Source organism: Amphritea balenae (assembly GCF_003858655.1).
GTDB classification, from domain to species: domain Bacteria; phylum Pseudomonadota; class Gammaproteobacteria; order Pseudomonadales; family Balneatricaceae; genus Amphritea; species Amphritea balenae.
Window position 1 is genome coordinate 131,939 of the sequence record NZ_RQXV01000005.1, and the last position, 15,754, is coordinate 147,692.

At 49.0% G+C, this 15,754-nt stretch carries 12 protein-coding genes; 2 read left to right on the forward strand and 10 right to left on the reverse strand.

From position 1 onward, the window contains the following. Nucleotides 1-65: 65 nt before the first annotated feature. The 10 genes from fliJ to EHS89_RS10350 all read right to left on the reverse strand — a co-directional run bounded on the left by fliJ (nucleotide 66) and on the right by EHS89_RS10350 (nucleotide 10,678). Nucleotides 66-506 (reverse strand): flagellar export protein FliJ, encoded by a 441-nt coding sequence (gene fliJ / locus EHS89_RS10305; protein WP_124926070.1) that lies wholly within the window; start codon nucleotides 504-506, stop codon nucleotides 66-68. Nucleotides 507-508: 2 nt separating this feature from the next. Beyond that, a complete protein-coding gene (fliI, locus tag EHS89_RS10310) occupies nucleotides 509-1,894 on the reverse strand; it encodes a flagellar protein export ATPase FliI (RefSeq protein WP_124926071.1) in 1,386 nt (461 codons plus the stop codon). Further along, nucleotides 1,887-2,651, reverse strand: coding sequence for a flagellar assembly protein FliH (locus EHS89_RS10315; RefSeq protein WP_124926072.1), 765 nt, complete (start codon nucleotides 2,649-2,651; stop codon nucleotides 1,887-1,889). Before EHS89_RS10315 ends, fliI begins: the two co-directional genes overlap by 8 nt. Next, nucleotides 2,651-3,667 carry a flagellar motor switch protein FliG gene (gene fliG, locus EHS89_RS10320; protein ID WP_124926073.1) on the reverse strand — a complete coding sequence of 339 codons (1,017 nt, stop codon included), beginning with the start codon at nucleotides 3,665-3,667 and terminating at the stop codon, nucleotides 2,651-2,653. The genes EHS89_RS10315 and fliG overlap by 1 nt, the downstream gene beginning before the upstream one ends. Then, nucleotides 3,660-5,360: a flagellar basal-body MS-ring/collar protein FliF gene (fliF, locus tag EHS89_RS10325; RefSeq protein ID WP_124926074.1), complete on the reverse strand. Its 1,701-nt coding sequence runs from the start codon at nucleotides 5,358-5,360 to the stop codon at nucleotides 3,660-3,662. The genes fliG and fliF overlap by 8 nt, the downstream gene beginning before the upstream one ends. Before the next feature lie 44 nt (nucleotides 5,361-5,404). Continuing rightward, nucleotides 5,405-5,755, reverse strand: a complete 351-nt coding sequence (gene fliE / locus EHS89_RS10330) for a flagellar hook-basal body complex protein FliE (protein ID WP_124926075.1) — start codon at nucleotides 5,753-5,755, stop codon at nucleotides 5,405-5,407. 173 nt (nucleotides 5,756-5,928) lie between these two features. Beyond that, nucleotides 5,929-6,555: a 3'-5' exonuclease gene (locus tag EHS89_RS10335; protein WP_124926076.1), complete on the reverse strand. Its 627-nt coding sequence runs from the start codon at nucleotides 6,553-6,555 to the stop codon at nucleotides 5,929-5,931. Between the two features lie 8 nt (nucleotides 6,556-6,563). Beyond that, a complete protein-coding gene (locus EHS89_RS10340) occupies nucleotides 6,564-8,393 on the reverse strand; it encodes a DUF294 nucleotidyltransferase-like domain-containing protein (protein WP_124926077.1) in 1,830 nt (609 codons plus the stop codon). A 180-nt stretch (nucleotides 8,394-8,573) separates the two neighbouring features. Further along, a complete protein-coding gene (locus tag EHS89_RS10345) occupies nucleotides 8,574-10,382 on the reverse strand; it encodes a sodium:solute symporter family protein (RefSeq protein WP_124926078.1) in 1,809 nt (602 codons plus the stop codon). A gap of 38 nt (nucleotides 10,383-10,420) precedes the next feature. Continuing rightward, nucleotides 10,421-10,678: a DUF4212 domain-containing protein gene (locus EHS89_RS10350; protein ID WP_124926079.1), complete on the reverse strand. Its 258-nt coding sequence runs from the start codon at nucleotides 10,676-10,678 to the stop codon at nucleotides 10,421-10,423. Between the two features lie 278 nt (nucleotides 10,679-10,956). Here EHS89_RS10350 and EHS89_RS10355 point away from each other — a divergent pair, with 278 nt between their 5' ends. Together EHS89_RS10355 and EHS89_RS10360 are read left to right on the forward strand one after the other, a co-directional pair. Continuing rightward, the gene (locus EHS89_RS10355; RefSeq protein ID WP_124926080.1) at nucleotides 10,957-14,889 is read left to right on the forward strand and encodes a hybrid sensor histidine kinase/response regulator; all 3,933 of its coding nucleotides are present in this window, start codon (nucleotides 10,957-10,959) and stop codon (nucleotides 14,887-14,889) included. 38 nt (nucleotides 14,890-14,927) lie between these two features. Further along, nucleotides 14,928-15,686: a trypsin-like serine peptidase gene (locus EHS89_RS10360; RefSeq protein ID WP_170167473.1), complete on the forward strand. Its 759-nt coding sequence runs from the start codon at nucleotides 14,928-14,930 to the stop codon at nucleotides 15,684-15,686. Nucleotides 15,687-15,754: the final 68 nt, after the last annotated feature.

Consider the following 15,754-nt stretch of genomic DNA (forward strand, 5'->3'; position numbering starts at 1 on the left):
CAGGCAGATTTTTATCTACCAGAAATACTGCATAATTAATGCCAATCAAATATCGAATACAACAATTAAATAAATGTGGGCCTGATTAACTGAGAACGCTCATCCAGCTCTTTCTGCTGCTGTTTGTCGGCAACCCGGCTCTCTTCATCTTTTATTTTGTCGACCAGAGAATCAACCGCCTGATGGTGCCCATAAGCCTTCTGCCAGTAGGTTTTAACCTGCTCTAACTGGGCCCGCTCCATAATCAATGCTTTCTTCTGCTGCTCTATCGCTACACGCAACTTTTGCATAAAAGCCTGATGCGTTTGCAACTGCCCCAATGAAACACCCTTAGCACCTGCAGCATAAAACTCATTAGCATAGTCATTATAATAAGACTCTAATTGCTGCAATGTTTGCTCGCCCTGCTGCACTTTCGATTGTGCCTGAGCTAATAACTGATCAGCCTGCTTACGCTTACGCTCAGCCAGGTCAAGCACCACCTGAAGCCTCTTAGAACGCTTCACAACTAAGCCTGATTACCCATCTGAATCTGCTGCTGAGCATTTTTATGCTCCTGCGCAGGCGCCGGCGTTAATACCAGCGCAAGATCAGTCAGGCTTTTCTGAAAAGCATAGGATTCACTGAGGCCCTGCTGTAAAAAAGCATTCATTAATGGCATACGCTCTATAGCAAAGTCCGTTTCCGCATCAGTTCCTCTCACATAAGCCCCGATAGAGATAAGATCACTGTTCTGCTGGAATTTTGAATACAACTGTTTAAAGCCCATCGCAGCCTTAAGGTGATCAGACCCCACCACTTGCGGCATCGCCCGACTGATAGACTGCTCTATATCAATCGCCGGATAATGACCTCGCTCAGCCAAACTCCGGGACAGAACGATATGACCATCAAGAATCGCTCTGGCCGAGTCAGCAATCGGATCTTGCTGATCATCACCTTCAGTCAGAACTGTATAAAATGCTGTAATAGAACCACTCCCCTGAGCACCGTTACCGGCCCGCTCAACCAGCTTGGGCAGCTTGGCAAATACTGAAGGTGGGTAGCCCTTTGTCGCCGGAGGCTCACCCACCGCCAGGGCAATTTCACGCTGCGCCTGAGCAAAGCGGGTTAATGAATCCATTAACAGTAGTACATTTTTACCTTGTTCCCGAAAGTACTCAGCCAAACGAGTGGTCAGCTGCGCAGCTCTCAAACGCATCAGGGGTGATTCATCCGCCGGAGAAGCAACCACCACAGAACGCGCCATCCCTTCGGCGCCAAGACTATGATCAATAAACTCTTTTACTTCCCTGCCTCGCTCACCGATAAGACCGACAATAACAATATCGGCCTCGGTAAAGCGGGTCATCATCCCCAGCAATACACTTTTACCCACACCACTACCGGCAAATAGCCCTAAACGCTGCCCACGCCCGACACTCAGCAGCGAATTGATTGCCCGAATACCTACATCCATCGTCTGATTTATAGGCTGACGACTCAGCGGATTGATACTTTTACCCTGCAGCGACACTGTCGATTTACAACCTAAGGGTCCCAGACTATCTAACGGCTTACCTACGCCATTAATAACCCGACCGAGCAACTCAAAACCGACCTCAACATCACCACCACCCTGCATAGGGCTCACCCTGGCACCAGGCGCCAAGCCCTCCACCAGATCAATCGGCATCAGATAAATTCGATCACCCGAGAAGCCGACCACTTCAGCTTCAACCGGATCACCTTTTTCAGGGTATATAAGACAATAATCACCCATTGAAGCCTTTATACCAACAGCCTCAAGTGTAAGACCAATAAGACGGGTAATTTGCCCGTGGGCAACAGGGGAAGGGATCTGATAGTCCAGACCAGACAAACGTGACAAGCGTTTTTTCAGACGGTCAGTCATGATCATCAGAATCGTGAGAACTCTGCGCCAAAGCCTGCTTGAGTTGATCGGCAGCAGCGGCAAAGCGTCGTTCCACGGTATTATCAATCAGGCCATAGCCACTGGTGACTTTACAGCCACCATGAGCAATAGCGTTATCTTCAACCAAAGACCAGCGCTCATTGAGCTTAAGCAGAGGTTCCAGTGTTGCTAAGTCAGCTGAATTAGCCAGAATTTTAATCTCGCCGCTGGTCTGCGGCAGCAAAGCAACCGCCTCTTCAACCGCTTTAGTGACCACCTCAGTTCGCTCCTGAAGCTCAACCGAGAGCAACGCCTGGCTAAGCTCCAACACCATATCAACAATTAGTCGTTCAACATCGGCATCCAATTGCTTTAATGGGAAATCCAACTGTTGCTGTAGTTCGCTTAACAGCTGAGCTTTTTGATCTATTTCAAGCTGAGCCTTTTCAAGCCCTTCCTTGTGGCCTGCGACACGCCCCTCTTCAAGCCCTTGCTGCAAGCCTTCATCACGCCCCTGTTGCAAGCCTTCCTGGTAGGCATCTTCACGAATTTTTTCCAGCTCTGCCAAGGTCAGCTTAGCACCGGGATACTCATCCCCCAGCAGCTCTTCTTCAGCTTCCTGAACAACAGCTACCGGTTTTTCCTGTAACGCAACAACATGCTTACTTTGCACGATAGGCAAGGTCCAGAGCGCTGCCGCACGCGCATCCTCAGCCCGAATCCTGATAACTGTTTTATCAATCGCTTTCATACTCATCAAAGCATCTCTTCACCGCCGCCGCCCAGCATGATCTCACCCTCATCAGCCAGTCTTCGGGCTACGGTCAGAATCTCTTTCTGAGCGTCCTCTACTTCACTCACACGCACCGGACCTTTAGCTTCAAGATCATCACGCAGCAACTCCGCAGCTCGCTTGGACATATTCTTGAATACTTTTTCCTGCAAGAAAGTATCTGCACCTTTGAGTGCAACGACCAGAACATCAGTATTAATCTCACGCAGGATAACCTGGATACCCCGGTCTTCAACATCCGCCAGATTATCGAAGACAAACATCATTTCAGAAATCTGATCACTGAGGCCTTCATCCACCTCACGAATTTTCTCCATCAGCTCCTGCTCAATACTGCTATCGATGAAGTTCATAATATTCGCTGTCGTCTTCAGGCCACCCAGCGAAGCGGACTGACTACCCGCCCCGGAAAATTGAGACTCGAGAATATCGTTAAGCTCCTGCAGTGCTGAAGGCTGAATCTGATCCAACGAAGTGATCCGCATCATAACCTCTAAACGGACATTTTCATCAAATCGCTGCAGTACATGCGCAGCCTGGTCAGGATCGAGATAGGCCAACACCACCGCCTGAATCTGCGGATGCTCATAACGGATAATATCGGCCACCTGACGGGAATCCATCCACTTCAGACTTTCAAGACCAGAGGTATTCGTCGTAGCCAGAATACGATCAACCAATGATTGCGCTTTTTCATTACCTAACGCCTGGCTTAGCATCTCTTTTATATAGTGATCATTATTAATACCGATACTGGTCTGATCACTGATCGCTTCCATAAAGTCTGACATAACAGACTCAACCGATGACTGGGGTATATTATCCAGATTGCTCATCGCCAGACCCAGCTGCTGCACCTCTTTCTGACCCAGATAACGCAATACTTCAGCCGCATCAGTTTCGCCCAATGAGATAAGCAATACAGCCGCTTTCTGCATTTTGGTGAGTTCTACGCCATTCTCAGCAACCTGATCATTCATTTTCAATCACCCACTGTCGTATTGCCTGAGCCACTTTAGCCGGGTCTTCAGCAATCATGCTGCGAATGGCGTTCAACTGGTACTCATAGGTCTCATTCGGGGTGGGAGCCAATGCATTATCAATACCACTAAAAGTCACCTGATCATCAGACATCCCCCCCATATCCAATGACTCAAGATCGGCAGAAAGGTCGCTCTGATTGCTTGCTGCTGCGGCATCCGCGGCCGTCTTTTCAGCGGCTGCGCCTGCCAGGTTTTTCATAATAGGCCTGATAACTGCGAATACCAGAAGCAGAACGAACAACGCTGCAGCAACCTGCTTACCAATATTCCAGACCCACTCCTGCTTCCAGATCGGAATCTCAATCTCTTCTATCGCTTCAGGTGCTGCAAATGGTGAATTAATTACATTGACACTATCACCACGTACCGCCGAATAACCCACTGCATCTTTAACCAGTATAGTCAGCCGATCCAGCTCATTCTGCTGCCAGGCCGTACGGGTCTTTTCACCCCCATCAGAGCTGGTTGTTGCCAGATCATCTACCACTACCGCTACGGACAAGCGACTTACCCGACCCATCTGATGCTTGGTATAACTGATGGAGCGGTCCAACTCATAATTCCGGGTTGACTGTGAACGGGCATTTTTCGGCCCGCCCTGACGTTCAACAACACCTTCATTCTGTACGTTTAACCCTTCTGCCGTCACTTCCGGTACCGAACTGGCACCCGGCGGCTGATTAGACAATGCCCCCGGCACTCCGGCGGCTTTCGCCTGCCCCGTAGTACTTTCATCCAGCAATTGCTCACTGCGAAGCGCCGGCAGATCAGGGTTATAGATCTCATCCGTCTGTTCTATCGAGGTAAAGTCAATATCTGCAGAGACCTCAGCCCGATACCGACCTATACCAACCACCGGCTGCAATATGCTGTTAACCCGATTAACCAGGGTTTCTTCTATTTTTCGTGTGTATTCAAGCTGCTTAGCTGCCAGCACCACGTCGGTATCCATATCCCGGGTGTTGAGCAAACGTCCTTTCTGGTCGACCACAGTTACATCTTCACTGGCCAACTGCGGAATACTGGAGGCGATCAGATTAGCGATAGCCTGAACCTGAACCGCTTCAAGACGACGCCCCGCTAACAGCTCTAAGAACACAGAAGCTGTCGGCTTACGCTGATCACGAATAAATACCGACTGCTTCGGCAACGCCAGATGAACCCGGGCCTTACGTACCGCCAACATACTGGTAATAGTTCGGGCCAGCTCGCCCTCGAGCCCTCGCCGATACCGGGCATTTTCCATAAACTGACTGGTACCTAAACCCTGCTCTTTATCAAGCAGTTCAAAACCAACCGTGTTATCACCGGTAAAGCCTTCAGCAGCAAGCCGCAAACGCGCCTTATGCAGATGATTATCCGGCACCAAGACATTACGACCCGAGGCATCAAATTTATAAGGAATATTATTAAGCTGAAGCTGCTCGACAATCTGATTAGCATCAGCATAGGAGACATTATTATAAAGAACCCGGTAATCAGGTTCCTGAGACCAGAGCACAACAGCAAAACCGATAGCGATAGTCGCGGCAAGCCCTATCATCAGACCAAGCTGACGCACCAGGCCCAGCCGGTTAAACCCGAAGGTTACCGGACCACCCGTTCCCGCCTGCGCAGTTGCATTTTCCATCTATCTCAGCACCTTGCCGTTGCCGTTAACTTTCTTATATCCGATCAGATCGGCATTTTCATGACATCTTCATATGCACTAACCATACGGTTACGTACCTGAGTCATAGCCTGAAAGGAGACCGAAGCTTTCTCCATGCTAATCATCACCTGATGCAGATCGACACCCTGCACCCCTTTTTCATAAGCCGTTGCCAGGCTTTTTGCTTCAGCCTGTGAGTTATTCACGCCATCTACTGCGTTTTTGAGCAGATCAGCAAAACTATCACCTTTATCATCAGCCACAGGCCTGACTGATTGCGCCTGATTTAACTCTGGTTGCATACCCTGCTGGGCCTGCATTTTCATGTCACGCATCTGCTGTAACACTGAATTTATTTCTGCGCGCTCAACCATAACAACCTCAACACCGGCAATATATTGACATTATAAGATGGATAGAGCACTTAGCAAGCTGCAAAACACCTTATTCGCCAATTTTATGACACCAATTTGTGTCAAAAATTAATCCTCTATAGATACAAAGCAAAAAACGAGCCATAGGCTCGTTTATTTTTTGACGAATTAAGTTAAACCGTCTGCGGCGGCTCACCGTGCTGCAGCCGTACATACATCAACGCAACAGTTATTGCATCGCCCAATGCGGTATGCCGTTCCAGCATCGGAATATCCAGACTCTTTGAAATAGTATCAAAGCGAAGATCTACATCACCACCCACATGGCGCCACTTAATAATATCGTGATACACATGCGACAACTCAATCGCCTTACCCGTTAAACCAAAGCCATAGCGGGGACGCAGGTACTTTTCCAACATACGCACATCATAGTTGACGTAGTAACCAAGAATAGGACGATTACCCACAAACTCCAGCACCTTTTCCAGCGCCTCATCCATATAGATACCGTCAACCAGGTCTGCTGCCCGTATCTTATGTATTTTAATTGAGTCACCGGTCAGGCTTTTAGGCGGCTTGAGTTTGATATCCAGGCGATCACTGGTCATCACTTTACGACCTTTAATCTTTACCGCACCAATCGATAAGATCTCACCCTCTTTAACATTGAGACTGGTCGTTTCACAGTCAAGCGAAACCACTTCGTCACCCTCATAGGGTTCAAACAGATGGGCGTATGGACCATTTTTATGATCCATCCGGTCTTTCATTCTTCTTATTGTTCTTGGAATAATCATATTCCGCATTAACCTCCCAGGTGATACCTGAGTGACAGATGTTTTTTGAAACCTTTGACGATGTGTAAACCATCGCGTAACAGATCTCGCTCCATTTTATCCAAAGAAGACAGCTCAAGGATATTAGGCGTTTGGTCTACACCATCATCCGAGTCATCTATTCTTTTAACCTGCTGACGTAACCGGGTCTGAATAAACAGCGCCAGCGCCTCAGCCAGCTCACTACCATGCTCTTGCTTCATCTGACCCAGCTCAACTAACGCCTCTATCCGCTTAAAGGTATTAGTCTCAAGTATCTTGTATTGCAGCGCCATCGTACGAATACCGTGCACAATAGGAAATATGCCGCCTTTCTTAACATCCAACTCACCCTTCTCTTTCAGGTTACCGAAGAATGTCAGCGGGGTATCAAATTCAAGCGATGCTTTAGCAAAATGAGAGAAGAACACATCATTATTTTGCAGATGGCGTAAAAACCAGTTTCTTGAGGTTTTAAATAACGCATGATTACCTGCCACCGGGTGTGCATCCACCGCAATCGCCAGGTTCATCTGCGCCTCACCCTCACAGCGATATGACCAGTCACTCAACTGCTGCGTCCATTCACCGATAGACTTAACCCAGGCAGGGTTTGAAACCATAATATCGCCCGGACATTTTGGGAAACCAAATGAGATCAGCGTTTCGCTGAATTTCTGCATTGTCTCCTGCATCTCTGGCCAGATCAGACCGTCACGATAGATCAACGCATTATCCTGATCGGTTTTAATTACCTGCTCGCCGCGCCCCTCGCTTCCCATCACCACCAAACACACATGCGGTTGCACATCCGCCGGCACAATCAGATCAAACAGTTTAGCGATCACCCGCCCATTCATCGCGGCAATAAGGTCCATCGCAAACCGGGCTTTAACCCCATGAGTTACCAGCGCTTTTATCAGGTCATTCAAGCCATGCGCGGCCTCATACAAGTCCTCAATGGTTTTTGCCCGTTCGATTCTAAGCCCGATAACATGGGAATGACTGGAGAAGTAACTCAGCACATCGGTCAGCTCTACCACACCGGTCAGCTGATTATCATCCATCACCACTACCCGCTCTATATGCTGTTGCGTCATAGTGATCAGCGCATTAAACAGATAATCATCTGAGGTGGTGGCGATCAAACGGTAACTGGCAATTTCAGCCACATCTGAGTTCAAATCTAACTGATTGATCACTACCGCATCCAGCAGATCGGTACCGGTTACCATACCGTAACGATTGCCTCGCTTAACCAACACGCAATCCGCATGCTTCTCACGCATTAACAATGTCGCTTCGTAAATACTTGTGCCTTCCAACACAATCAAGGGATCGCGAATCAAACCATCCTTAACCTGGGCCAGCATAAACTCAGCCATATCCTGATCACCACCCTCCTGGGCCTGGATCTCAGTCTTAGCCGACAAACTTTGCTGAAAATAATCAGCGAACCGGCTATTTACGGCACACAGGTCCAACAAGGCTTTGGTCGGTAGAATGTGACAAATAGTCTCTTCTTCGGCGATAAAATTATGAATCGCCGTACCTCGTAGCGCAGACCAGGCACCGAAATAATCCTCATTTCTATAATGAACAAACACATGCTCATGCTGCTCGCCATCCGCAGTAGCTACATCACTTTCACCCACCAGCCCCTTGAAGATCACATACACGCCGTCAGGCACATCACCGGCCGCAAGAATAGTTTCTCCCGCCTGATAATAGCCAATATCAAGACTGGCGCGCAGCACCTCCTGCTCACGTTCCTCCAGCAGACTGAAAGGCATATTTTCCATTTTAAAAGACGAAGGCATTGGCACTCTCCCTATGGAACCGAAACAACAAAATTTCTGATTAAAGAGTTATAACACAACCCTTTAGGCTGAAACTCTGACCGAACGAAGCTATTAATGTAAAACTATGCGTCTGAAAAGAAAAAAGGCGCACCAACCGTAGCTGGTGCGCCTCGCGTTTTGCTAGATCTTAATCAGATCTTAGTGCGCGTGAGCTGTACCAGCACCACGTGGTACACGGATATTCTCTACGATTTCCTGAATCTCCGCTGGCGGAGGAGGAGTCATCATAGAAACAACGTATGCCACGATGAAGTTCAGGAGCATACCAACGAAGCCGAAGCCACCGGTGGAGATACCCAGGAACAGATCTTCTTTCGCGCCACCCATAAAGGTGAAGTAGATCATGTAAGCCATGGTAGAACCCAGACCTACAACCATACCTGCGATAGCACCTTCTTTGTTCATGCGCTTGTTGAAGATACCCATAACCAGTACTGGGAACACAGAGGAAGAAGCCAGACCAAAGGCCAGTGCTACCACCTGCGCCACAAATCCTGGCGGATTAATACCGAAGTAACCCGCGATACAGATCGCGACGACAGCCGCTATACGGGCATACATCAACTCCTGTTTCTCAGAGATATTCGGATTAATAATCGTCTTCATCAAGTCATGCGCAATCGCCGTAGAGATTACCAACAGCAGACCTGCTGCAGTCGACAGTGCCGCAGCAACCGCACCGGCCGCAACCAGAGCAATTACCCAGTTTGGCAGCTGAGCGATCTCAGGGTTAGCCAGTACCATGATGTCACGGTCAACATAAACTTCGTTTGCAAACGGAGCACCGTTAACAGCCTTAGGATCTGCATGAGCGTTTGTTACCGCACGCTGACCATGCTCACCACGAGCCTCACCATCAAATGCAGGCTTGCCTTTAGAACCGTTGAACGCAGTACCCGCAGCATACTGAACCTTGCCATCACCGTTGTAGTCATTCCAACCCAACAGACCGGCATTTTCCCAGTTCTTGAACCACTGAGGCATAGTCGCGTATTCAGTACCTGCATTATCAGCACCGTTGATAGTCTGGATCAGGTTAACCCGACCGAAACCAGCAACACCTGGTACAGATGTATACAGGATAGCGATGAAGATCAGCGCCCAACCAGCAGAAGTACGCGCATCTTTTACACGAGGCACAGTGAAGAAACGTACGATTACGTGTGGCAGACCCGCAGTACCAGCCATCAGAGCAGCTGTCAGACAGAAGATATCGATAGTCGATTTCTTACCGGCAGTATATTCAGCGAAGCCGAGATCAACCGATAGCTGATCAAGCGTTGCCAGTACAGACATACCCGATTCCAGCGTTGCACCTAAACCAACCTGTGGCAGGAAGTGCCCGGTAACCTGCATAGACATAAAGAATGCCGGCACCATGAATGCAAGAATCAGTACTACGTACTGTGCAACCTGCGTATAGGTAATACCTTTCATACCACCCAGTACAGCGTAGAAGAATACAATCGCCATACCGATGATTACACCAGTATTGATGTCAACATGCAGGTAACGGGAGAATACGATACCTACACCACGCATCTGACCTGCCACATAAGTGAAGGAGATAACGATGGTACAGATAATCGCAATAAGGCGAGCTGTTTTAGAGTAGTAACGATCACCGACAAAATCAGGAATCGTAAACTTACCAAACTTACGCAGGTAAGGTGCCAACAGCATAGCCAGCAGTACATAACCACCGGTCCAACCCATCAGGTAAGCACTACCATCACGACCGATGAAAGATACCAGACCGGCCAGGGAGATAAAGGAAGCTGCCGACATCCAGTCAGCCGCTGTTGCCATACCGTTAGCCAGCGGAGGTACACCACCACCTGCAACGTAGAACTCTTTTGTAGACCCGGCACGGGCCCAGATCGCTATACCAATATAGAGTGCAAAAGAGCCCCCTATAAAGAGGTAAGTAAGTAAATCAAGACTCATAATATTTCTTCCTCAGTTCGTTATTATTATTCTTGTTATTATTCGTGAACGTCGTATTTTTCGTCCAGCTTGTTCATGCTGGCCGCATAAGCCCAGATTAAGCCTACATAGATGAAGATTGAACCTTGCTGATCAATCCAGAAACCCAATGGGAATCCGAAAAACGGAATAGCATCAAGCTGATCAACCAGCAAGATACCGCACACATATGAAACTACAAACCAGATTGACAGGTATGTAATGATAATGCGCAGGTTTTCAGACCAATAGGCCTGAGCGTTGTCATTGGTAGACATCGGCACCATCCTTATTTTTTGTTATTAGATTAAGTAAAAGTTGTGGACGATTAGAATTTAACAAACTGGCATAGTAAACAAAGCCCCTACTTTGGTCTGATCAGAATTGACCAAAATCAACCAGAATCGCTCCAGCCCTGAGCAGCCGCGCCCTGTAGCGATTCACAAAAACCCGTTACAACTCAACGAGCTAGACAAAGGTATAAGAGCCATAGGGTTCTTAGTGCAAGATCAGGTACACTTGGTTTTCGACTAAAGTAACAACAGGCTGACCCATCATGCTTTCCGGCGGCTCAATCATTCTCATCTCCCTGTCATATGTTGGACTACTATTCGCCATCGCTTACTTTGGTGATCGCAGTGCCAAGGGGCGCTCCTATGCCAGCAATCCGGTTATCTATTCACTATCACTGGCGATCTACTGCTCGTCCTGGACATTTTATGGCGCCGTAGGCCGGGCCTCCGTCAACGGCTGGGAATTTCTGGCAACCTATCTTGGTCCGGTGATCGTATTTATATTCGGCTGGCGCGTCATTGAGAAAATCATCCTGGTCAGTAAACAACAAAACACCACATCGATTGCCGACTTTCTCTCATCCCGTTACGGCAAAAGCCAGGCACTGGCAGTACTGGTTACTGTGATTGCCGTGTTTGGCACCATCCCCTATATAGCGATGCAGCTTAAAGCCGTAGCCATTAGTTATGATGCTATCGCTCCAGGCGCCACCGAAGCATTAAGTAAGGGTAGCGATACCGCCCTGTTTGTTGCCTTGATTATGGCGGTATTCGCTATCCTGTTTGGCACCCGCCACATTGACGCGACCGAACATCATGAAGGCATGGTACTCGCAGTCGCTTTCGAGTCGATCGTCAAATTAACGGCGTTTTTAGCTGTCGGCGTGATGGTAACTTTTCATATGTTTGACGGAGTCGCCGACGTTATTCATAACGTTCGGGATCAGTTATCCAGCCACAAGAACTTCAGCAGCCCGCTGGGCGATAGTTTCATAACCGAGATACTACTGGCCTGTACCGCCGTACTCTGCCTGCCACGCCAGTTCCACGTTACTATTGTGGAGAACACACACGTCGAAAACCTCAAGACCGCCCGGTGGCTGTTCCCCCTGTACATGGTTTTGCTTTCACTCTTTGTACTCCCCATCGCAACCGCAGGTATGACCAGCTTTACACCCGGCACAGTCAATGCTGATACCTTTGTATTGATGCTACCGCTGCAGGCCGGTTTCGATGATCTGGCGACCTTTGCGTTTATCGGCGGATTATCAGCGGCAACCAGTATGGTTATCGTTGCCTCCATAACGCTGGCAACCATGGTTTGTAACGACATCGTCATGCCGCTATTACTGCGCATCTCCTGGTTACAACTATCGAAAAACAAAGACCTGGGCGCCCTGCTTCTCAGAGTCCGACGTATCACCATCATCTGCCTGATGATAATGGCCTATTTCTACTATCGAATTCTGGGCGATCAGAGCAGTCTGGCATCATTTGGCTTACTGGCTTTTGTCGCCGCCGCCCAGTTTATGCCTGGACTTATCGGTGGAGTCTACTGGAAAACAGGCTCACGCCACGGCATTCTTGCCGGCCTGACAGCAGGCTTTTTGATCTGGCTTTATACACTGGTTTTTCCAACACTCTCCGGCGCGGGATTAATGCCCAGCGAGTTTATGGAAACCGGCCTGTTTGGTTATGATTTTCTGCGTCCCACTGCTCTGTTTGGCATCACCGGCATGGACCCCCTGACCCACGGTGCGTTCTGGAGTGTATTAGCAAACAGCATCCTCTATATCCTGATATCCCGTTACAGCCCACAACGACTGGTTGACCGCATTCAGGCCAGTGCTTTTGTCGATGTCTATAACAAAGACCTGTCGGAGCCTTCCCGTGTATTCAGTCATGCAACCGTCGGTGATCTGCAGATCCTGACCGAAAGATTTCTGGGCATAAGCCGCACTCAACACGCTTTTACCGGTTTCGCCCTGAAAGCAGGTATAGATCCACCGCTGTCCGGTGACAAAGCCAGCCCGGAGCTAATCCAGTTTACTGAACGCTTACTGGCTGGCGTTATAGGCGCATCTTCCGCCCGTATCGTTCTGGCTTCTACGTTACGCGGTAAAGATATGCAGATCGGCGATGTCGTAACCATCGTCGATGAAGCATCACAGGCACTGCGCTTCAACCGGTCTTTACTGCAGTCCACCATCGAACATATCACTATGGGCATCAGTGTAGTGGATCAACAAATGCGCCTGGTCGCCTGGAATCGCCGCTATATTGAGATGTTCGACTACCCCGATGGACTTATCTGCGTTGGCCGCCCCATTGGCGATATCTTCCGTTACAACGCCAATAAAGGCGAATACGGCCAGGGAGACGTAGAAGATCAGGTAGGTAAACGCCTGGATATTCTTAAGCAGGGTCAGGCACACTCTTACGAACGTCACAGAATGGACGGCTCGGTTCTTGAAGTACGCGGTAACAAGATGCCTAACGGTGGTTTCGTTAACACCTACATGGATATCACCGAGCATAAACAGGTCCAGCAAGCACTGCGAGAAAGCGAACAAAATGTTCGAAACTATACCGATAATGTCCCGGTACTGATCGCCTTTCTTGATACCAACCGTAACTACCTGTTCGTCAACAAAGCCTACGCCAAAGCCTTCGGGGTGGACCGCCATAATATCGCTGGCACCCCTTGCGTCAATGTACTGTCGAAAGAGGAATACGACAGACGCAGCCCTTATATTCAAAAAGTCCTTCTGGGTGAACGGCAACGCTTCGAAACTGAGATACCCGCTGCAGACGGCACCCTGCGTTATGCAGAGGTAACGTACATCCCGCACACCAATGAGGCAGGCCAACTACTGGGTTACTTTACCTTGTATCAGGATATAACCGAGCGACGCCTGGCCGAACAACTACTGAAAGAAACCAACGAAAACCTTGAACAGCGAGTAAGAGAGCGAACCCATACTCTATCAGTGGTAAACAAAGAACTGCGTAAAGAGAACACTGTTCGTGCCCTGATCGAGGACGAGTTACGTCAGGCAAAATATGATGCAGATGCCGCCAACATAGGCAAAACCCGCTTCCTTGCCGCTGCTAGCCACGACCTGCTGCAACCGCTTAATGCAGCCCGGCTGTTCATCTCTGCACTGGCACAACAGCAGCATACCGGCGAAACCCGTCAGCTCGTCGACAACCTGGATGGTTCACTAAAAGCCGCTGAAGGACTAATCACCACTATTCTGGATATATCCAAACTGGATGCCGGAGCACTGGAGCCTAACCTTAGCCACTTCTCTATCGATACGATGTTCGATAATTTAAGCGCTGAGTTTACCGCCCTGGCCGATGAAAAGAATCTCGAGTTCCGCTTTGTGAAATGCAGCCAGGTAGTCCATTCAGACCAACAACTACTGCGACGAATATTACAAAACTTCCTCTCTAATGCGATCCGTTATACACAGGAAGGTAAGATCCTGCTCGGCTGCCGTCGCCAGGGTAACAACCTGCAGATAGAAGCCTGGGATACCGGTGTAGGTATAGCGGAAGACAAGCTTGGCGAAGTATTCGAAGAGTTCCGTCGCATCGACAACCCTAAACATTCACAGGTTGACGGGCTGGGGCTGGGACTGGCGATCACCGAGCGTATTGCGCGCATGCTCCAGCACACACTCAATGTACGCTCCTGGCCTGGCAAAGGCACGGTATTCAGCGTTAACGTGCCCTTGGGCGATCCAGGCAAAGCCGTTAAGCAACGGCCTGAAAAGCGTGGCTGGATCCGCAGTAAAGGACTGGAAGGGATCAAAGTGCTGGTTATCGATAACGAACCTAAAATCCTTGAGGGCATGTCAGCACTCCTGCAAGGCTGGTCCTGTTCAGTCATGGTTGCAATCTCAGCCAGCGAGGCTCAACAAAAAATTATCGACCAGGAGTTCATGCCAGATATCATCCTCGCAGATTATCATCTGGATGAAACCCGCACCGGCATTATGGCGTTACAGGAGCTGGGCAAACTCTGGCACCACCCAGTACCCGCTATAGTAATTACCGCAGACAGAACTGATGCGGTAAAAGAGGAGATTGCCGCCACTGATGCGGTGCTACTACACAAACCGATAAAGCCTGCTGCACTAAGGGCGACTATCAGCAAAGTAATAGGCACGGGAAAAATCTCATCGTAAAACACTGGATCAATCAGACCTCGGCCGAATACGGTTTTTTGCTGAAACTCATACCACTACTGCTGGCCAATCTATTGCTCAGTACTGCCAGCAGTGCAACAGATACGGATAAAGGCGGCGATGACTGGCAACAAGTCGCACCGCCAAGTTATCCACTAGAGCGCAAATGGGTATCCAGCAATGAATACCCCTGGCGCGCAATTGGCAGAATCAATCTGGCGGGGCGAGGTCACTGCACTGGTACCTTGATCAGCGAAAACAAGGTGCTGACTTCGGCTCACTGCTTATGGAACAAAAGCACTAACAGATGGTTTCCAGCCCAATACATCACCTTTGTTGCAGGTTCTGAGAAAGAAAGTTATCAGGCTTACGCCAACGCAACCTCCTACCAGGTTGCGGACCAATTTTTCCCAGACAGGTTAAGCGATCCCGAATCTATTAAACACGACTGGGCTTTGCTAGAGCTGGCCAAGCCGCTTGGCAAACAACTAGGCTATCTGCCGCTGGCAGACAGCACTCAAATCATCGCCAACAAAGCACTCATTCAAACCGGCTACCGAGCAGACAGGGCGTTTGTACTTACCGTAGAAAAAAACTGCTGGATTGCTAAAACCTACGATAACCTGAAAGTAGCTCAAACCAGCTGCCACACTATCAGCGGCGATTCAGGTGGCCCTGCGTTGATACGAAACCAGGACAACTGGTTTCTGATCGGTATCCATCGCGGCAGAACAGCCAACAACAAAAGCCTGATCGTCACCAGCGAAAGCTTTCGTAAAAATATCACCGGCCAATAATCAAAAAACCGCCCAGAGGCGGTCTTATGTTTTTTGCTTTTGCTGCGATCCAGCTATTAAACAGTGCG

Bases quoted from the DNA above. Each gene is read 5' to 3' on its own strand.
- fliI (WP_124926071.1), bottom strand. From the start codon at position 1,894: ATGACTGACCGTCTGAAAAAACGCTTGTCACGTTTGTCTGGTCTGGAC.
- EHS89_RS10315 (WP_124926072.1), bottom strand. From the start codon at position 2,651: ATGAGTATGAAAGCGATTGATAAAACAGTTATCAGGATTCGGGCTGAG.
- fliG (WP_124926073.1), bottom strand. From the start codon at position 3,667: ATGAATGATCAGGTTGCTGAGAATGGCGTAGAACTCACCAAAATGCAG.
- fliF (WP_124926074.1), bottom strand. From the start codon at position 5,360: ATGGAAAATGCAACTGCGCAGGCGGGAACGGGTGGTCCGGTAACCTTC.
- fliE (WP_124926075.1), bottom strand. From the start codon at position 5,755: ATGGTTGAGCGCGCAGAAATAAATTCAGTGTTACAGCAGATGCGTGAC.
- EHS89_RS10335 (WP_124926076.1), bottom strand. From the start codon at position 6,555: ATGATTATTCCAAGAACAATAAGAAGAATGAAAGACCGGATGGATCAT.
- EHS89_RS10340 (WP_124926077.1), bottom strand. From the start codon at position 8,393: ATGCCTTCGTCTTTTAAAATGGAAAATATGCCTTTCAGTCTGCTGGAG.
- EHS89_RS10345 (WP_124926078.1), bottom strand. From the start codon at position 10,382: ATGAGTCTTGATTTACTTACTTACCTCTTTATAGGGGGCTCTTTTGCA.
- EHS89_RS10350 (WP_124926079.1), bottom strand. From the start codon at position 10,678: ATGTCTACCAATGACAACGCTCAGGCCTATTGGTCTGAAAACCTGCGC.
- EHS89_RS10355 (WP_124926080.1), top strand. From the start codon at position 10,957: ATGCTTTCCGGCGGCTCAATCATTCTCATCTCCCTGTCATATGTTGGA.